The organism is Spirosoma sp. (assembly GCF_026391055.1).
Lineage (GTDB): Bacteria > Bacteroidota > Bacteroidia > Cytophagales > Spirosomataceae > Spirosoma.
Map to the genome: position 1 here is coordinate 56,185 of NZ_JAPLET010000022.1, position 18,945 is coordinate 75,129.

Here is an 18,945-nt window from a genome sequence, read left to right on the forward strand (position 1 = left end):
ATTATTACCCAAAATCGATTCATAGACCTCCCGTTTTCTCCTTCCTAATTTGCCAGTCCGGCGCTTATTTACATTTAAAGTCCCTGAAAATGAGCTATTATCAACCTATCTTTCTCAGCCTGAGGAATGACAAAATAGTCGCTTACTAAACCTTCGCTTTTATAGACTAATGCACTATTTACCAACGCTTATTTTCGCCTGGGTAAACGAGCATTTACATTGCTTAAATAATTGGAGAGGTCTTTTTTCATTTTTGCCGCCACTTCAGGATAGCGCTTACTCAGATTAACCTTCTCACTCACATCTTTCGTTAAATCATACAGCTCAATGCTGTCGTCCTCAAAAAAATGGATGAGCTTATCGGAGAACACAAAGGAGCAGCCGCATAAGCCTTTGTGAAAAGCATGGACTCTTTGGCCAGTTTGTCAATATTTGGGGTCTCAATAAAATTGGCACCATACCTGCTTCCGTAACAGCCCAGGTCCGAGCAGCCCAATTCATCCACCTAAATAAACAGAATGGTAGACCTTGTTTTGAGGTTTTTCTGGGCCTCTGCGCATACCCCTATAATCCAACCCGCCTATCCTTAAAAATCGGTGATTCAAAAGAAAAGTAGTGTTCATTAACATTGTCAGTATCGATATCAAGATCAACCTGGTTGTTACAACGCATTTTTGGAGCAACAACCAGGTTATTTACCGATGAACAGATTTGAGGGATGCTATTTGCCGTTTTTCAGTTTTCTGAAATTCTCAATCCGATGAAATGTCAGGTAATTGGCATCGTGGTTGTTTTTGGCATTGGAACTGCCGTCAAAATAAGCCGTTCTGGACAGGACAATCATATCGCTGCCTTCAAAGGACCAGTCTACATACTGAAATCCGTGATTGAGCACATCGTCATGTTCCAGGATAACCTTCACCTCGTCCCATTTCTTTAAATCATCTGAACTTTTCAGCATCAGGATGTTCCGAAAACTAGAAGCGTTCCGGTCAGGGAACTGCCTCCGGTATTTGTCAGGGATGACGTTGGCCAGCGTCCAGTATTTTTTGCTCAGCGTATCATATTTTATGACAAACTTCTTACTGCCGCCATCAAACGGAATAAACCCTGAAGCAGGATCGAAGGAAAGTGTTTTGCCATCGGGGGCTATGGACACCATAGCTGCTTTCTCGTCGGGCGACTTTTTGTTAGCCACTCGGAGCATATCCCACATTCGCTGATTTTTGTCAACTACGAAGTTACCTTCCAGCCATCCGCCAAAATCGCCGTTATTAAAGGTACTGTCATATAAGATGGGGGTACTGGTTTGCCAGGATTTCGAATCCATAAGATCCGCATCGACGGCGGCCGACATAACCATCGCTCCGTAGCGTTTGCCCCATTGTAATACAGGGCCATGGGCCGTTTCCATGGGTCGCCAAAGCCTACGGTTGTATTCGATTACCGGCATGGGGGCGCAGTGAAACTCGCCAGTAAGCAGCACCCCGTTTTCTTTGTTGGTTGGTTTAGTCCAGGTATTTCCTCCGTCGGTCGATTTCCGGATGAGAACCGTACCATGATGCCGGTCTGGTCCCAGCAAATAGAGTTCCCCTCGATGAACAAACAGTGAACTCCAGAAGGCTCCATTGATTTCAGTTAGATAACGCCAGGTTTTCCCCTTGTTTTTTGACGAATAAACCCGCGTAACCGCTTGCTGCCATTCGGAACTTTTAGGCCCGAAAAAATCGTGCGAAGCCACATAATCCCCATTTGGCAGCGTCACCAAACTTGGGGAGCCGATGTATTTCTGAGATGAACTGGGTTCGTAGCAAACGATATCACCGGGAACGGTCTGAGCCAGCCCTGTAAACCAACCTGCCAACAGGCATGCCAGGAGAGTTACGTTACGTTTCATTGTTTTCATAACCTGCTGATATGGTTTAATAATTGGGGTTTTGTTTAATGGCCGGATCGGAATCAATGACAACCTGCGGAATTGGGAATAACAGATGGAAGGGCTGGGCATTTTTGCCTCTTGCCTTTGCGTCTGAAATGAATTTTCCGGTCCGTATTAGGTCCATTCGTCTGTGTCCTTCGTTGTAAAACTCGTGACCTCTTTCCAGAAGCATCATATCCCGAAATGCCTCTTTGGTTGCAACATTTTCCAGTTTCAGGGCTGGAAGACCGGCTCTTGATCTCACCTGATTAACCAGTTGAAGGGCTTCTGTACTTGGTCCGTTCAGTTCGTTGAGCGCTTCGGCACGGGACAATAAGATGTCGGCTAGTCTTATTTCGGGAATATCATTTCCATGCGCAGCCCCTACATTATTGGGATCAGACCAGTATTTGAATGAACGGATGTTGTCGCTACCACGAAGCTCAACGCGTTTATCTGAGGTATTCATATAATATGTAATCATCAAAATTCTTCGTTTATCAGCCGCATCAAACGTATCGTAGAACGTATCATAAATTCTGAATTCATTGGGCCAGTTGAGCCAGGTAGACTTAAAAACTTGACCCACTTCGGGTGCTGATTTGAAATCATCCGGAAAAGAAACGTTGCTCCAACTGTTGGCCGTCAGCCGATCAGACGAAGCGATGGCCGGTCTTACCCAAATGTATTCAGCGTTGTTTTCATTTTCGACTTTGAACATGTCTTTATATTCAGCGAATAAGGAATAGCTTTTAAATGAACTCAAAAACTGCGCAGAGACTGTATTGGCTTCAGTCCAGTTCTTTGTATTCAGGTAAAATTTTAGCAGATAGCCAGAAGCCGCAGCTTTATGGGCCCTGTACTTCTGAGCTTCCGCCCCCGGATTGGGTAGGTTTTCAAGCGCAAACTTCAGTTCAGTAGCGATGAATTGCTTAAGCTCGTCTTCTGACGCTCTTGGTAAACTCAATCCCTGCGACGTGCTGGTCCGCAAAGGCACTGTTCCAAAAAAGAAATACAGTTTGTAATAACTCACTGCCCGTAAAAACCGAGATTCGGCTTCGTATAAGACCTTCTCAGAGGCCGACAGGTTTGAGCCCGGAATGTTTTCAAGCAGAATATTGGCATTCCGTATGCACTGATAATAGGAATCCCAATTCTGTATGAGAAAGTCCATATTCGGGTCCCAGTTAAATTCTCTGAAATTCCGGATGGTCGCTTCGACATTGTCGCCACTCTGGTACAAAATATCCGTCATAAACTCCTGAGGCCCCAACACATAAATGGAATTATTGGCATTCATATTGGCGGCCTTAGCATAGGTCTCATACAGGACAGACGTCAGTCCTTCTTTTGTTTTCAGATAGTTTTCAGGCGCTAGTTGTGAAAACACCTCTTCTTTTAAGAAGCCTTGGCAACCGGTGAAAACCAGTGTATTGGCGACTAGTACGCCCACCAATATATTGTGTATCCCTTTTTTCATGATTTTCAAAGATTTACGTTTAGGCCAAACAGGATCGTTCTGGCCGTTGGAAATGCATTCCAATCGATTCTAACGCCACCACCGTTCGGATTTATTGACGGATCATAGCCTTTGTAACTAGTCCACATGGCCAGGTTTTGCCCGGTAACAAACACGCCCAACCCTCTTACCACTGAACTTTTGAAAGTAAAATCATAGCCTAATTTCACCGTATTCAACCGAAGGAAACTGGCATCTTCAACTGTATACGTATTCACTTCTTTCTTGCCCTGTCCCAGCGGATTGATAAAGGATGGGTAAACCGTTGACGGGTTTGATGAAGTCCAACGGTTCAGCAGGGGTTCCGACAGGCGGTTTCTAAGCAGGTTAGCCGGAAAATATGTATCGACCAGGTTATTGTTCAACATTTTTGCCCCCCAGGCGCCATCAAAGAAAATATTGAGATTGAACCCTTTATAGGTGAAGTTATTCGTCAATGACGCCATGAATTTGGGCGCTGGATTCCCGATGACCTGACGATCATCTGCATTGACGATCTTGTCCCCGTTCAGATCCCGATACTTGAAATCGCCCGGTTTCACGTTGTCTTTTGTCGACATAAGATCATCGCCGGTTTGCCATACGCCGTCTATTGTGTATCCGTAGAAGGAATACATAGGCAACCCTTCCCTAATGATCGCCAGGTTGGAGGTTCCACCTGCACTTCCGGTAAAAATGTTATCAATTCCACCAAGATTAAGTACTTTATTCGTCATCCAGGTCATGTTTAAGCTAGTTTCCCAGCTCAGTGGCCCCGACAGGTTGTTACTGCTGACCAACACTTCAAACCCACTATTGCGAACCGACCCTATGTTGGTCATCATGGATGTGAATCCTGTGGTACGGGGGATGGGCAAATTCAGGAGCATATCCCGGGTTGTTTTTGTGTACCAGTCTAAACTACCCGTGATTTTGTTACCCCAGAAACCAAAGTCCAGGCCGAAGTTCAACTGTTCCGACGTTTCCCATTTCAGGTCAGGATTTGGCAGTCGGTTGGGCGTGGTTGTGCTTACCTGCTGATTACCGATGACCGCTTTTTGCCCGGTGGTATACGTAGTGATTGACTGATAGTTGTCGATTGCCTGATTCCCGGTTTGCCCCCAACTGGATCGAAGTTTTAAGGAAGTAATATACTCCGCGTTCTTGATAAAGGCCTCATTTTCAAGCCGCCAGGCGAAAGCGACTGAAGGGAATACGCCATACTTATTATTTTCACCGAACCGGGAAGATCCATCAATTCGCAGGGAGGTAGTCAATAAGTATTTCTCAGCGATGTTATAGTTTACCCGCCCCAGGTAAGACAACAAACTATTTCTGGATCGCGAACTGGTTGCGATAAAACGAGTCGGGTCTCCCAGGCTAAGGTTGTCTGTTTTTGTGGCATCGGAGGGAAAGCCACTGGCCTGTGTTGTTTGATCGTTCGAGTTAAACTGCTGAGCCGTAGTACCAAAAAGAACATTCAGGTCCTGCCTACCAAACCGTTTCTTATAGCTCAGGGTAAATTCAGACAGAAAACTAGTGTTGGTTCCTGACAATACACTGGCAATACCTCCGTTTGCTCTTCCTTCGATGGTTTGTCTGTCCACATACGTATCCCGGCGTTGGGAGGCTATATCCCCCCCCAAGTTTAACCGGGCTGAAAAGGCGTTTAAAAATTTAAACTCTCCATAAATAGTGCCCAGCGTACGGTAAAGACTTGATAAAGAAGTCTTTCCGTTAGCAATGGCCAGCGGATTATCGATGTTCATGTTTTTCGAAAGAACATAGTTATTGCCCTGATCATAAATGGAAAGTGTGGGTTCGTAGGCGATAGCCGCGTAGATTATCCCCGCTCGTTCGTTCAGATCCATCCCGTTTGCTACGTAGGAATCAGCCACGTAAGATGAGGTTAGGTTTGTGCCAATTGTAAAATTCTTGTTGGTATGCTCTAGATTGACTCGGGCACTGTAGCGTTTATTACCTGAGTTTATGAGTACACCATCCTGATCGAAGTAATTCAGGGACGTGTAATATTTAGTGGACTGATTACCCCCTGAAAAAGAAAGATTGTGGCTTTTAATCGGCGCATTTTTATGATACATAGCCCTCAACCAGTCGGTACCTCCCGAAAAATCGCCAATCTTTGAACTGGCACTTCCGGCTCCGGCGTCGATCAAACTGTTCATGGCGGTCTTGTAGTCGTTGGCGCTTAGCAGGTTAATATCGTTCATGATGTTCTGGACGCCGTAGTAAGTATCATAACTGACTTTTAGTCCGCCATCCTTACCTCGTTTGGTTGTAATCAAAACCACCCCGTTTGCTCCTCTCGATCCGTAGATTGCTGTCGCCGACGCATCTTTCAGCACTTCGATAGACGCAATATCGGCCGGGTTAATTGAGTTTAGTGGATTTCTAGCGGTGCGCATTCCCGTAAAATTGGCACCTGTACCGCTCACCGTAGCCGAGTTATCGATTGGAAACCCATCTACAACGTACAGTGGTGAATTGCCGGCATTCAGCGACCCCATCCCTCTAATGTTGACCGTGATGCCGCCACCGGGTTCTCCGCTGTTCTGAATAACCTGAACGCCTGCGACTTTCCCGGCTATTAGCTGCTCGGCAGAGACGTTCACCCCTTTGTTAAAGCTTTTCTCGGTGAGACTCACGACCGACCCGGTTATATCGCTCTTCTTGGCTGTCCCATAGCCAATAACGACCACATCGTCCAGTAACGAGGCCTTTGGTTCAAGCTCTACGTCGATCCTTTTTCGATTGAGGATCGAAATATCTTTGGTTGAAAAACCTACGTAACTAACATAAATTTTACCGTTCAGACTAGGAACGGTAAGACTATACGCACCTTCCGAATTAGTGACCGTTGCCTGGTTGGTTCCTTCAAGTATAATCGTGGCTCCCGGCAAGGGCTCCCTGGTTTTGGCATCAATTACCTTTCCGGTAATTACATCCTGGGCGAAGGCCGTTATTGAAAACAACAGTAGTAGCCCTGCCAGCCTAAATTTGATTCGATTCATGTTTTTCATTGAGTTAAGGAAAGTCGGTTTAGAAATTAATTACGGTTCTTTGACCAGATCACAGTTTATGATTCATAGGCTATCATGGTTAGATTTATTTCCTGTGCCAATTCGTTGAACTGATGGAGCAGCGTATCGAGATCATCGTAATCGCTTGTGTTCCTTACTTCACTGCTATTGCGGCAAATTTGAGAGATCCCCAATCCTCGTTTTTCGAGAATGTACTTTGCACTGGCAGGGTAGGTATCATGCATGACCTCCATGTTTCGCGCAAAAAACTGCTGCACTTTGTCGACTTCTGCGGAGTCGTCGTTGTAATGATTGCACAACCAGACAATTAACTCCGGAAAATAATTTCCCTGAATACAAGATAGGCCTGCCGAACCGGCTTTCATCGAATCGACCGCATGCACCATGTAGGCATCATAGAGGGCAAAGTCCGCTGAGTTTTGGCTGGCCGTAATTTTAGCCCGCACACTTTCTATATTTAAAGACGTGTCTTTATGGTATTTAATACGGCCAGTCCTGACCAGTTTCCCCCTGAAAATCAGGTCTTAAAATCCGTTTATAGGGAACCGGACATTCATAAAACCCAAGAGGAATATCGCCCGTTAACGCAAGCAATTGGTTGACATGGGCTTCGAACACGGCCTCAGATTCCGTTTCTCCGGCCAGCAAGCCTGTAATAACAATCACACTGTCGACTCCTGTAGTATATATTTCTTTTACAAAAGCGGCCTGATTTTCCAGGGTGTCTGGGAACGTACCTGTAGCCACTACGGGAACCCTTCCATTCACTTTTTGCACGATGAACGATACGGATGCCAACATTTCTTCTTTGGAAAGATGATACATTTCACTCGACAGGCAGTTGGCAAAAAGGCCACCCGCTCCGGCTTCGAGGTAGAATTCGATCAATTCTTCCAGAATGTTATAATCAATGGCATTCCCGTCCTGAAATGGCGTGAGCATGACAGGGACGAATTTTTTTGTTTGCATATCGTTTATTGTCTTCTTAGTTTTTGAGAGAGATTACCGGCCAGAAAAATGGATAAAGTGCCCACCACAATAATCATGTTAGCATGGAGCGGATAACGTAAGTAGCTGTACTGAACCGGGAGCAGGTACGAGAAGCTCATCCAGAGAATAACCAGCACACCAAGTATGGTACCCGTAAGCGCGTCTTTATTCGTGACGTTTTTGCTGATTAACCCGAGTAAAAAGAGGCCCAGCATCCCCCCGGCAAATATGCCCGAAAGCGTCCACCAGACATCCAGCAGGCTTTTGACGCCAATCATGGCTATTCCGCAGAGCATACCGATCAGCCCCACGATAACCGTGGCGATGTAAAGAATTTTCAAACTGCCCTTTTCAGTTAAATTCCTATTGAAATAGCGTTTGTAGATGTCTTCGGTAAAGACGGTTGCTGACGCGTTCATGCCGGAACTTATCGTACTCATAGCCGCCGACAGAATGGCCGAGACAATCAATCCTAAAAGACCGGTTGGAATCATATGCACCATAAAGTGTGGCATCACTTTATCGGCATAATCGGATGGTTTTAGCCTGGCTGCCAACTGGCCTACTTCCGCATTATTTATAGCCAGACCGAGTTGCTCAGAAGCCGTCTGGAGTTTAATACTACGGAGCAACTCCGGGTTTTGCATATAATATGTATACAAACAGGTGCCTATACTAAAAAACAGGAGCGATACCGGAACATAAATCCATACGCAAAGCCAAACTGACTTGTTGGCTTCCGCTACGCTGGTCGCTGCGTGGTATCGCTGGACGTAGTTCTGGTCCATTCCGAAATTATTCAGATTGATAAAAAAGCCGTATAGCAGCACAACCCAGATCGATGAATGGATAAAATCAAAGTCTACAGTACCGAGGCTGAATTTATCCTCTGCCAATCCCATAGTAAGAATGTCGTTGAATCCGCCCGGCACTTGGTTTACTACCAGATAGATAATGACAACAGCCCCCAACGTTTTCAAGATACCCTGTACAACTTCGGTCCAGATGACGGCTTCAATGCCTCCCATCACGGTATAGACGACAATACAGATTCCAGTTATCACCATAATCGCCACCATACTATACCCAGTAAGGGCCTGTAAGGTCAGTGAGATGCCAAAAAAGATAGACCCAATCCGGGCTAGCTGCGTAGATAAAAAACAGATCACTACGTAGGTTCTAGCCCAGGTACCGAATCGTTTTTCGAGATTGGTGTAAGCCGATACTTCGCCGGTACTCCGGTAAAACGGGACAAAGTATTTAGTGGCAAACCAGGCCGCTAACGGCATAGAAAGGCTAAATAAAAAGGCATTCCAATTTCCACCGAACGCTTTACCCGGAACGCCAAGAAACGTGTTCGAACTCAGAAAGGTAGCATAAATAGATATGCCTATAGCCCAGCCAGGAATCCTGCCGGAAGCGCGGGTAAACTCATCAGCCGAGGTGTTGCTTCTGGAGAAGTAAACGCCAACCAACACCATTGCAATTAAATAGGCAATAATAATGGCGATGTCTAATAACGGTAAATTAGTCATAGGTTAATTTTTTACAGGCGTAGAACGGGTCGTATTGATAGCCACACCTACCCCATAAGATTCCGCAAAAATTAGCCTGAAGTCTTTACTCCACAACTGCCATGCATAGTTACGTTCCAGCTTTGCATGCTACTTGGAGTAGCACAAATATTGGCTTCTTAGCGGAGAAATGAATTCCTTAAATTTTCCAATTTGTACAACATATTGTCACATTATTTAGGAATATTATTAAATATGAATAATTTCGTATATAACCCAGGGCATACATAAAATGGTACCTAAACTTCATATTGTTCCCAAGCATATAGATAATGCGTTTAGTATTCGGCATGATATAGTGCCCCAGTTTGGCTCTATCTGGCATTATCATCCTGAGATTGAGCTTCATTATCTTATAAAAGGTGATGGTATTCGTTTCGTAGGGGATAGTATCGGCAATTTTCAGCAGGATGATATGATTCTGATGGGCTCCAATGTGCCCCATACCTGGAAGTGTAACAGCCCACATTCTTCAGACTATCATGTGGAAGCGTTAGTGCTTCATTTTCATCCTGACTGTCTGGGAAAGGAATTTCTTAACGTATACGAAACGCAGGGGATTTCTAAACTCTTTGAACAAGCCAAAACCGGGCTGGTCATTAAAGGAAGTTCGAAAGAGAAAATTAAACGGCTTATGTGGCGAATGATACGGGAAACGGGCTTGAATAAAGTTGTTTACCTGCTCAGAATTTACGTCATTCTATTGGAAAGCAGAGAGTACGAAAATTTATCTAACAGTGTTGATTACACAAGATTCAGTCAGATTGACGGGAATAGAATGGAAAAGGTGCTTTCATTCACCTTACAAAATTTCAGAAATAAAATTCTGATTGACGATGTGGCAAAACTTACCAACCTGAGCGTTACGTCGTTTTGCCGCTACTTTAAAATGACGTCAAACAAATCGTACTTTGATTTCCTTACTGAAGTACGACTTAATCATGCCTGCCGGTTACTTATTAAATCGGACTATACGATAGCGCATATTGCCTTTGACAGTGGATTTGAAAATACGTCCAATTTTTACAGGCATTTTAAGAATGTCAAAAGAATTACGCCCAAAGAATACAAGAATCGATTTTTCTCAACCTAAATCGTTACTGAGTTTTTATGAATTTACTTTTCTCCTTCATTGTGACTTAACATAGTATTCATTCTTTATAAAATAGATACATGATGAGCAAAATGCAGATGGTTACTGGCTAATACAGGTAGTTGAGGTAACCGATCGGTAGATAACTGACCAAATTTTTCGTATTAAAAGGTTCGTATGCTACTAATCAGATTGGACAGATATTAAGATCAGAATCTTATAAAACCTCATTAGAAGAGGCAGACACACGAAAAGAGGTCGTCACATGCAAGAGCTAATAATTTATACTTGTTTAACCCGATTCAAACTGTTGCCATCATGTGGCGGAGCCTAGCCACAGGTTTATACACAGCGTGGCAAAATACCCGTTAGTACAACGAGTTTTGCCCGTTGCCTAAACACTCAACCGCATAAAGAAGCCCCTAATTACTACGAAAGTTACTAGGTGAGACGCTTATAAACACGATATGCAAATAGCCCTACAGGTCAGCTTGCGATGTCTGTAGGGCTATTTGGTAAAACGATCGTAGAGGTCGTTCCCTTCCCTTCAACACTTTGAATCCTTAAGCTTCCCCCATGGAGCTCCACAAACTGTCGGGCGATAACCAATCCCAGTCCCGTACCCTGAATTGAGCCGGTATTGCCCGCGCGAAAAAATGGTTCAAATAAGCTTGGCAGATCGCTGGCGGGAATACCAATACCCAAATCGATCACCTGGATAATGATTGCTTCGTCTCCAAAGTGGAGTTCCAGACGTGGATCATGCTGGGAGAATTTTAAGGCATTGGTTAGCAAGTTAATTAAAACATGACCCATCAGTTTTTCATCCAGGAGAGCGCTGCGGGATAGCCCATTCAGAGAAAAGTGTATGACCCGGCCATCAGGCTGATTACTAAAATGCCGGTCAATGATGTATTGACATAACACAGCCACATCGGTCTGGTGCGGATGAAACGCCACTTTCCCTGCTTCAATCGTCCCCACCGTAAGCAGATCGGTCATCAATTCATTCATATGCTCAATCTGATTATAAATATCCACCAGATGTTTCTCAATAACGGGTCTGGCGAGATCCTGAGGTTTGTCCAGATATAGGTTGATTAACTCAGCACTGGTCTGGATCGTTGTCAGGGGCCTGCGAAACTCATGAGAGGCAATGGAGACAAACCGGGACTTGAGTTGGTTGAGTTCCTGTTCCCTACGTAACGATTGGTGCAAAATCTGTTCCTTCTCCCTTTCTGCGGTGACCTCGGTAGCCATAATCATCACCCCCGTAACGGTCCTGCTGGTATCGAGACGGGGGGTAAACACAAAATTGAAGTAGGTGTCCTGTAGCTGCCCATCTCGCACCAGTCTGACCAGATAACCACGGCCAAAAAAGGGTACTCCAGAATCATACACCGTTTCTAGCAAGTCAATCAACCCCTGTTCCCTAATCTCGGACCGTACCTCAATCAATGGCTTACCCATAACCGATGCGCCTTCCCGCCAGATGGCGGACATCGGTTCATTCGCGGCTTCAATGATCATGTCCCGGCCACTCAATAAGGCAATCCCCAGGGGAGCCTGTTCAAAAACGGTACGGAAGCGAAGCTCACTCTGGCGTAGTTTCTGTTGCGCCATAACCAACTCGGTTGTTTCCAGACATGTCGCCAAAACCCCGCCAATTTGGCCGGTATCTGTTCGAACGGCACTATAACCCACCGTCCAGTAGACATCTTCCGTCTGGCCATTCCGGAAGATGGGGAAGAGTTGGTTCTCAACCCAAAGGGGATCCCCCCCTGTCATCACCCGGTCGATTGGCCGTTTGATGGCCCGCCAATGCTCACCCCAACAATCCAGGCCTCGCTGCCCTAGCGCGTCAGGATGCTTCCCCTGATGGCCTAAACTGAGTCGGAAAGGGTCGTTGTAGAATTGAATATATGACTCTCCCCACCACAAAAGCATGGGAAAGGTAGATGAAAGCAGGGTCGAAACGGTAGTCAATAAGCTCAGAGGCCAGTCGTCGGGGTTGCCTGCTGGCGAATCTGCCCAGTTGAATGTCCTGATTAGCTCTCCGACTTCTCCCCCCCCGCTCAAAAAAATCAGTGATTGTGTTTGGTTTTCTGTCATAAACTTGAATGAAGTACTTTAATTAGGTGAATAAAGACATGACACCATATAACTATGGGCTGAAGCAGCAAGTAAGCTCCAGCCATATGTCAAGATTTGATAGTCCTGGTAACCGTTTCGGTGCAATTGACGAAGGTAAAAAATGGTCATAAGTCACCCGGATCAGCTCATCCTACGGTTGTTAACTTCTTGACGAACAGGAGCAGGCATTAGCGAAGGCCATAGGAGAGGGTCAGTAAGCCCAAACTGGAAATAAGCTGAATTGCATTAGCATAAGAGTTGACACGCTGGACTGTTCATACACGTGATAGCAGCTCGTCTGGGGCTAATACTGGAAAGATTGCTAAACAAAAACCAACTGACTAAAGGCTCGTTACTTAAACCGGTGAAATTTGTGTAAGCAATTGTAACACCTAAAAGCTCTCAGAGGAATCAAGAATGATACAATACGGGCTACCCTCCCCCGCGGTATCCGTTCAATGGACAGGGGGTCCTTACAGCGAGGACACTGTACAACGAATCGTTGGTTGTCGGAGGTAGACCATAAAGCTGGTTTGGCGAAGGAGGGTTCGATAGCCATATGGCTGAAGATCAAGTGAAGTTAGGGGATATAAACTTACTTGTAATCGAGAGGTATTAAAGGTAATTAATAAGAATTAAACTAAATAGTAATTAGGCGGTATGCACATAGTTGAATATTTACAAACAAACTTAAAATAGTGAAACATTGCTATGAAGTTGGTTACCAATTAGTAAACGTCCAAATCTGATAGGGAAAGTGAATAATAATCGGATACGAAGGTATTTACCTTCAGGCATATGTGGCAGGCTTGACAGCTATTTCAAGTTTTAAAACTGCCGTCGTTTTCATCAGTCAGTGGCTGATCAAAGGACGTAACAGGTAAGACAAGAATACATACTAACTGAAAAACACGAGTAGCTAACAACTTTGTGATTCAAAAAAGTGGTCCGGCTTAAGAAGGGGCGCAGTATAACCTATGCCTAAAAAAATTACGGGGTTCTGGATCAATTACCCCACATATCGTAGACTCCACTTTACAGAACTAAAATTACTCAGTTAGGTATGGATTTGAATGATTGACGTAGTAAGAAGAAAACAAACGCTTTAATAATCAGTTACTTATATATGAAAGGAAATATATATAGTAACGATGCTAACCTGAAACAATATGCTGATCACCTTGAGGCAGAATATTCTGTTATTCATTCAGCTCCTATTGACTTTTGTATTATTTACATTAGCTCCTCTAAGGGTCTATTTTCTCAAGAACAGTTAACTTCCATCTTGGAAAAAAGCCAACAAAAAAATAGGTCTTTAGGTGTTTCGGGGATTTTGCTGTACTTCAATGGCTCTATTATCCAAGTGTTGGAAGGTTTGGAGGAACGAGTAAAAGATCTTTATAGGGTCATCCAACAAGATTCCCGGCATACTGGCTTGATCTTGATGTACAGTTATCCAATTGCGAAGCGTACTTTCTCAGACTGGTCAATGGGTTATAAAACTCTATTAGCCAGTGAATATAAGCAAGTAAGGGATCAATTTCAATTCGTTGGTGATTCCGCTTTACAGGTGCAAAAGCAAGACAATGTTGTTTTAGCTATACTACAGAGATTTTATTTGAATAATTATCGAAACTGAATTTTGCCCAGTCATACAGTGGGTTAAGACATAAAGGCTGGCACAGGCTCGTCGGCCAATCCTCAATTCCAGGCACTCGTGCCTCTGGGTTTTTGTAGCTGACCAGCAGTAGTAAGCCATACTTACTTCGTATCTAATCTAAACGAGTTCTAGTGAATGTTCACCTATGAGTTTATAGACACATTTGACTAGAGACGGTTTTTACGGCCATTTGGTGGCAAATCCGAAAGGATTCATCAAAAGAAGACGTGTGTTTGATGAAGCATTCAAGCGAACGACTGTGAAGTTGTCCAATGCAAAAGTGGACTTGCAAGAAAATACTGGACAAAAACTTAAGCAACATATTGAAGTTGCCTTTCACTGTATTCAAGGGTGAAAGGTAGCCTAGCGCCGAATGCCTTCGTTTGCGATTATACCACACCGCCGGGCGGTCCCGTTCAATGTATTTAAATAAGTCTTGTTTAGCCAGTTCAGTCGTGGTAAAGCCCTGTTGGTAAAATCAGTTCACTCTTCAACGTTTCAAAAAAACTTTCCGCTACTGCATTGTCTCATCAGACCGCCGAAGCGGCAATTCCAATTTCCATTCATACGTTGCAGGGTGTTCGGACAGCCAGCCAATTTGTTCGTAGAGGCATTGCAGACGTACTGAACACCGCGATCTGAATGGAAGATCAACTTGTTTTTAGCTGCTGTATCTCTTGATGATCTTGAGTCAATTGGGCTTTTTCGCTAGTCTTCGTGCTTGAGATGAATACTCGTTCGCGTCGCCATCGGGTTAGAATTTGGGGCGTAATGGCTAGGCTAATTCAATAGCGGTCTTTTTTAGGGAGCCTTTAACCACCGATAGCTCAAGCTGACTCCACTACCTACCTCACTCTATTGAATTCATAGGCTGGCAAATCTTGCGCCCGGCCTAAATCAAAATACATTCGATCTTCCTTAATGTATAAGGACGGATTCCGCACATACCAATTAATTTTCTCGGGGCTGGGCATTGGTCTGAAGCTGTAAATAGGGTCCTGCTTGGTAGACTAATTTGACTAGTTCATAGTCAACCCTATCAATTTGAGTACCCCCGTCGATTACCCTGATCTGGTTCTCATCGATAAGCAGTTCTACATTCGGTAAATTGGCATTAAGAAGCATGGACGATTGCTTCACCAGCTTCCATTTACCGGGTAGCCATGTTTTTGCCTGTTGCAAATCCAGGGTATAGTCTTTCAAAGGATAGAAAGTAGGATCAATCTGAGTTGTTTTGTGACAACTGATGATACCAAAAGCCAGTAATAGTAGTAAGTTCAGGTTACTATTTTTCATAGGTCAGCAGACAGTGCATTCTCAAATAGGACCCTAAAAAAGAGGATAGGGTTGTATTCTAGCCGTATGCAACTGAATGAGTTGGAGTGTTATTAAAAAAACAGCGTCTCAGCAAAGGCTGGTTAACGTGTATCTGTAAAGTGAATGAGCAGATCCGTAAGCGACTTTTTGTCCACTATGTATTTGTTGCTCAGAAAGACACCTCCCAAACCCGTTCTTGGATTGAAAAACAAAAACGAGCTAACCCCCGGATCGTCTCCGTCATGACCAATGGTCCCATTCACGTACAGATTCCAAAAGATACCCTTGTTACGAGTGGTTAAACGGATGCCTTTGGGTGGAGATTCGTGGGAAAACTGGGGCGTAAACATGGTAGTGTACGATACTCTTTTCAAGAGCTTTTCCCCGCCCTGGTAACCTTGTAATAGTGAAATTAGATACTTACCTAGATCGGATGTATTGGTTCGCAGGCCCCCGTCCGGGTACGTGATCTGATGATAGTAAGGTAAACTCAAAAAGTGATCATCGTAAGGGCGAGCATAGCGCTTCAACCGCTTCACATCTAGAAACCAGCTTGACTGACGCATGCGTAGCGGGCGGAGAATATAGCGCCGGGTAAAGTCGGCATAGCTTATGCCCGATTTGACCTCTACCAGATAAGCTGCCAGCGCGGAGCCAATATTGCTATAGCTCGATGAGCGGCCAGGGGCATCGGAACCGAAATTTTGTTTAGTGTAATACTGCCCATTCTCACTCAGGTAGTCGTACATAAAACGGGGCAGTGAACAATCATTTATTTGCTGGTTGAAACCCAGTTTTTTCAATTTAGCATAGGCCACCGGACTATAAGCCGCCAGTGTGGTATCAAATTGATAGGTGTCATAGAAGATCGATGGATTGTCAACAATACCGGAGGTGTGGTTGGCTAACTGCCGCACTGTGATTTGGCTATTAGGGGCATTCGGATTGACCACCCTGAAAGGCAGGATCGTATTGATGTCGGTGTCTAAATCGAAATAGCCTAATTCAACTGCTTTCATCAAGGCGATAGCCGCGAATGTTTTACTGACCGAGCCAATTGTCTGGATGCTCCGGGTATTGTACTTAATCTGCTTCTCGATGTTGGCATAGCCAAAGCTATGCTGATAGATAATTTTCTTTTGGTTGACTAATACGACGGATAGCCCCGGTAAACTATCCCGCTGATACACCCGTTGCAAGGCCCTGGTCAGCGTATCAAACCGGGACTGACCAAAAGTCATGGATAGGGTAACACTAAGGAGGAGCACTGTATAGATGATAAACTGTTGGTTTCGCATACGATTCGTTTAAGCTGGGCCAAAAGTACTCACCGCGAACCCCTTACAATTGTAAAAAATCGAAATGTGGGGTGACCGGTAGCAGGTAGTTTTGGGATCTAAAGGCGGAGGGCAACTCCCCTAACACCCGTTGATAAGCCCGGGTGAAATGAGCCTGGTCATAGTAGCCATGCCGATAAGCCAGCTCCCCTAAGGTAGTGATTTGCTCACGATGGTGCAGGTCACTAACCACTTGCCTGAGTTGCAGGATACGCTGCATTTCTTTGGCGGTCGGGCCAATCAGACGCCTAAACAACTGCTCCATCCGTCGCTGAGAGTAGCCCGATCGGCGAACCAAATCGGCAATCGTTTCTTGGTTGATGAGCCCTTTCTGTAAGTGATTAAAGGTCCATTGGATGAAATGAGTGTCGGTATTGGGATGTAAGCTGCCAGCAAAAGCGTCATACACCTGGTCTATAACAATCGTCTCATCAACCCCCTTCAGATTGGCCATCGTTTGATAGAGGGGACTATTAACTAATTCCAGACTGACCACATCATTGGTAAACCAGTTAATTGGTGCGTTGGTCATCATCGAGGGCACCCAAGGCTTTAGTTGTACCATAATCGCCTTGGAATAAGGCTTCATTACAATGCTTACCTTCTGAGTAATTTGGCCGGATAAGTAAATGCCAGCCGCCAGATGAATTGGCTTCTCGGCGAATGTTAATGAGACGCCGTTTCCGCTAATGAGTGCTAGTGTACAACAGCCGTTGGGTATGGCACATTGGGGCGATGAAGAAACAGGGTTAAAGCCATGATCGAGAATCCAGAACTTTTGAATAGTGTCCTGATAAGGTTGCCGAGTGGCTATTTCGCGGTAAGTTGGCAGCATTGGGCAATGAGTCATGGAGCAAAGAGCTGTACTCATGGCTCAAGTTACTACGATTTTCGCCACGTCAAGCAAGCAGGTTGGGTGGACATATAGGAAAGCACCTCTGTCTTATAAAAAGGCTCCTATTTGAGATTAAGGCTACTATAGGTCAGCTTCTTCAACGATTAAAGTGAAACTACACCGGGGTAGCGGCTCACAGCGAACCGTGATATCTTGAGCTGTTGATAAAGTTTTCCATAACCGTTTTTTAGATGTGTTGCTCAACGTTACCTGCTTGAGCGAAGCCCCTAAAACACACCCATATCATGAGATAATAACTTGGCCTTACTTTTGTAGCTTATCGACGATCCAATAGACAGATAGGTCGACTCGACTAAGTTGGAACTGGAATGGAAAATTGGAAAGCGATTGCCTTTTTGTTGGCCTTTGGTCAGGGAGTTCTCCTTAGTACATCGCTGATCCTGAAGAATATACGCCAAACAGGAGCGCACTTTTTTTTAGGGATTATACTACTATGTCTTTCCCTGGAAATCTTGAATGCCTGGGGCATGCAGGTGCACTATCATCACTCCCCAACCGCTTTCCCTTTTTGGAATTTTCAATCCTACCTATTGATACCCTTATCGGTGTGGTTTTTCGCTCGGCTGACCACCTCACCCGCCTACATGTTTCGACGTGGGAACTGGTGGCTTTTCCTGCCGGCTGGACTAGAAATCACCATCCGATGGGGAATCAGTCAGTACCAACACATGACGGGCACACCTGTACCTTCGTTGTTGAGCAATCCCGTCTGGTTTAGCCTCACCGAATTGCTGCCAATTCTTGGAATGGTTGTATCGGTTTGGCTGTACGGGGCAAACCTGATTCGCTACCAGCGGGCATTAACGACTGGACAGAGTGTGTTACCCATCCATTCTTGGTTGAGACTCTATGGTTTCTTTTCGTTTTTGGTCATGCTGACACTGAGTTGGGCCGCTGGTGTCTTAGTAAACTGGCCCATTTTTGCGGGTCTGGAGATACTGTTAAGCTTCGTTTTATTCACCTATGGCTACCTCGCCTACTGGGACGTATCGTATTTTCTGCTGCCGCCCTTGCCCAAAACCATCGCTGCTAATAAACCCGAGTTTAGCCACTATGATCCTGCCATCGAATGGCAGCGTATTCAGCACTTATTTGAGCAGGGGACGATCTATGTGCAGCCTAAACTGACTTTGGAGCAGGTAGCTCAACAACTCGACCTACCCGTTCGTTACGTGTCGTATTTGATCAATATGCAGTGTGCAACCAATTTCAATCAGTACGTAAATCAGTACCGGGTGGCCGAAGTAATTCGGAAAATGCATGATCCCAAAGAGCAACACAAGACCCTGCTGGCGTTAGCCTTAGAGGCTGGATTTAGCTCTAAATCAACGTTTAATCAAGTCTTCAAGCAGCATACCCGGCAGTCACCCTCGCAATATCTATCGACTAAAAAGCCTCAAGACCTTAAGCCTTTGCTGCTTAAATAACGCAGTCTACACCGCATGAG

The 18,945-nt window shown here is 44.9% G+C and carries 14 protein-coding genes and 1 pseudogene; 3 read left to right on the plus strand and 12 right to left on the minus strand.

Features of this window, described 5'->3' with window-relative positions:
- Positions 1 to 310 precede the first annotated feature (310 nt).
- The 7 genes from NT073_RS33380 to NT073_RS15420 form a co-directional block, all read right to left on the minus strand.
- Complete coding sequence (locus tag NT073_RS33380) at positions 311 to 505, minus strand: sulfatase-like hydrolase/transferase (RefSeq protein ID WP_366107360.1); 195 nt, start codon at positions 503 to 505, stop codon at positions 311 to 313.
- A 216-nt stretch (positions 506 to 721) separates the two neighbouring features.
- Complete coding sequence (locus NT073_RS15395; protein ID WP_297375139.1) at positions 722 to 1,906, minus strand: sialidase family protein; 1,185 nt, start codon at positions 1,904 to 1,906, stop codon at positions 722 to 724.
- A gap of 16 nt (positions 1,907 to 1,922) precedes the next feature.
- Positions 1,923 to 3,398: a RagB/SusD family nutrient uptake outer membrane protein gene (locus NT073_RS15400; RefSeq protein WP_297375141.1), complete on the minus strand. Its 1,476-nt coding sequence runs from the start codon at positions 3,396 to 3,398 to the stop codon at positions 1,923 to 1,925.
- Between the two features lie 5 nt (positions 3,399 to 3,403).
- On the minus strand, positions 3,404 to 6,448 hold the full coding sequence (locus NT073_RS15405) for a TonB-dependent receptor (RefSeq protein ID WP_297375143.1): 3,045 nt from the start codon (positions 6,446 to 6,448) through the stop codon (positions 3,404 to 3,406).
- Positions 6,449 to 6,513: 65 nt separating this feature from the next.
- Positions 6,514 to 6,924 carry a hypothetical protein gene (locus NT073_RS15410; RefSeq protein ID WP_297375145.1) on the minus strand — a complete coding sequence of 137 codons (411 nt, stop codon included), beginning with the start codon at positions 6,922 to 6,924 and terminating at the stop codon, positions 6,514 to 6,516.
- 34 nt (positions 6,925 to 6,958) lie between these two features.
- The gene (locus tag NT073_RS15415) at positions 6,959 to 7,447 is read right to left on the minus strand and encodes a dihydrodipicolinate synthase family protein (RefSeq protein WP_297375147.1); all 489 of its coding nucleotides are present in this window, start codon (positions 7,445 to 7,447) and stop codon (positions 6,959 to 6,961) included.
- 5 nt (positions 7,448 to 7,452) lie between these two features.
- Complete coding sequence (locus tag NT073_RS15420) at positions 7,453 to 9,003, minus strand: sodium:solute symporter (RefSeq protein WP_297375149.1); 1,551 nt, start codon at positions 9,001 to 9,003, stop codon at positions 7,453 to 7,455.
- 271 nt (positions 9,004 to 9,274) lie between these two features.
- Between NT073_RS15420 and NT073_RS15425 the strand changes: the two genes are divergently transcribed.
- Positions 9,275 to 10,135: an AraC family transcriptional regulator gene (locus NT073_RS15425; RefSeq protein WP_297375151.1), complete on the plus strand. Its 861-nt coding sequence runs from the start codon at positions 9,275 to 9,277 to the stop codon at positions 10,133 to 10,135.
- Positions 10,136 to 10,621: 486 nt separating this feature from the next.
- Here the strand turns inward: NT073_RS15425 and NT073_RS15430 are convergent, their stop codons facing one another.
- Complete coding sequence (locus NT073_RS15430) at positions 10,622 to 12,247, minus strand: PAS domain-containing sensor histidine kinase (protein WP_297375153.1); 1,626 nt, start codon at positions 12,245 to 12,247, stop codon at positions 10,622 to 10,624.
- Positions 12,248 to 13,394: 1,147 nt separating this feature from the next.
- Between NT073_RS15430 and NT073_RS15435 the strand changes: the two genes are divergently transcribed.
- A complete protein-coding gene (locus NT073_RS15435; RefSeq protein ID WP_297375156.1) occupies positions 13,395 to 13,907 on the plus strand; it encodes a BLUF domain-containing protein in 513 nt (170 codons plus the stop codon).
- Between the two features lie 370 nt (positions 13,908 to 14,277).
- On the opposite strand, the pseudogene NT073_RS15440 reads toward NT073_RS15435, so the two are convergent.
- The 4 genes and pseudogenes from NT073_RS15440 to NT073_RS15455 form a co-directional block, all read right to left on the minus strand.
- Positions 14,278 to 14,455 (minus strand): annotated as a pseudogene (locus NT073_RS15440) (integrase core domain-containing protein); the annotation flags it as partial.
- A gap of 424 nt (positions 14,456 to 14,879) precedes the next feature.
- Positions 14,880 to 15,224 (minus strand): hypothetical protein, encoded by a 345-nt coding sequence (locus NT073_RS15445; protein WP_297375158.1) that lies wholly within the window; start codon positions 15,222 to 15,224, stop codon positions 14,880 to 14,882.
- Between the two features lie 122 nt (positions 15,225 to 15,346).
- Positions 15,347 to 16,543 carry a serine hydrolase domain-containing protein gene (locus NT073_RS15450; protein ID WP_297375160.1) on the minus strand — a complete coding sequence of 399 codons (1,197 nt, stop codon included), beginning with the start codon at positions 16,541 to 16,543 and terminating at the stop codon, positions 15,347 to 15,349.
- A 43-nt stretch (positions 16,544 to 16,586) separates the two neighbouring features.
- Entirely contained in the window at positions 16,587 to 17,417 is an 831-nt protein-coding gene (locus NT073_RS15455) for a helix-turn-helix transcriptional regulator (protein ID WP_297375162.1), read from the minus strand.
- A gap of 389 nt (positions 17,418 to 17,806) precedes the next feature.
- Between NT073_RS15455 and NT073_RS15460 the strand changes: the two genes are divergently transcribed.
- Positions 17,807 to 18,925, plus strand: coding sequence for an AraC family transcriptional regulator (locus NT073_RS15460; RefSeq protein ID WP_297375164.1), 1,119 nt, complete (start codon positions 17,807 to 17,809; stop codon positions 18,923 to 18,925).
- Positions 18,926 to 18,945 lie beyond the last annotated feature (20 nt).

Coding starts and splice junctions, on each gene's coding strand:
- NT073_RS15420 (WP_297375149.1), bottom strand. CDS start 9,003: ATGACTAATTTACCGTTATTAGACATCGCCATTATTATTGCCTATTTA.
- NT073_RS15455 (WP_297375162.1), bottom strand. CDS start 17,417: ATGCTGCCAACTTACCGCGAAATAGCCACTCGGCAACCTTATCAGGAC.
- NT073_RS15460 (WP_297375164.1), top strand. CDS start 17,807: ATGGAAAATTGGAAAGCGATTGCCTTTTTGTTGGCCTTTGGTCAGGGA.
- NT073_RS15445 (WP_297375158.1), bottom strand. CDS start 15,224: ATGAAAAATAGTAACCTGAACTTACTACTATTACTGGCTTTTGGTATC.
- NT073_RS15400 (WP_297375141.1), bottom strand. CDS start 3,398: ATGAAAAAAGGGATACACAATATATTGGTGGGCGTACTAGTCGCCAAT.
- NT073_RS15405 (WP_297375143.1), bottom strand. CDS start 6,448: ATGAATCGAATCAAATTTAGGCTGGCAGGGCTACTACTGTTGTTTTCA.
- NT073_RS15415 (WP_297375147.1), bottom strand. CDS start 7,447: ATGCAAACAAAAAAATTCGTCCCTGTCATGCTCACGCCATTTCAGGAC.
- NT073_RS15395 (WP_297375139.1), bottom strand. CDS start 1,906: ATGAAAACAATGAAACGTAACGTAACTCTCCTGGCATGCCTGTTGGCA.
- NT073_RS15435 (WP_297375156.1), top strand. CDS start 13,395: ATGAAAGGAAATATATATAGTAACGATGCTAACCTGAAACAATATGCT.
- NT073_RS15430 (WP_297375153.1), bottom strand. CDS start 12,247: ATGACAGAAAACCAAACACAATCACTGATTTTTTTGAGCGGGGGGGGA.
- NT073_RS15450 (WP_297375160.1), bottom strand. CDS start 16,543: ATGCGAAACCAACAGTTTATCATCTATACAGTGCTCCTCCTTAGTGTT.
- NT073_RS15425 (WP_297375151.1), top strand. CDS start 9,275: ATGGTACCTAAACTTCATATTGTTCCCAAGCATATAGATAATGCGTTT.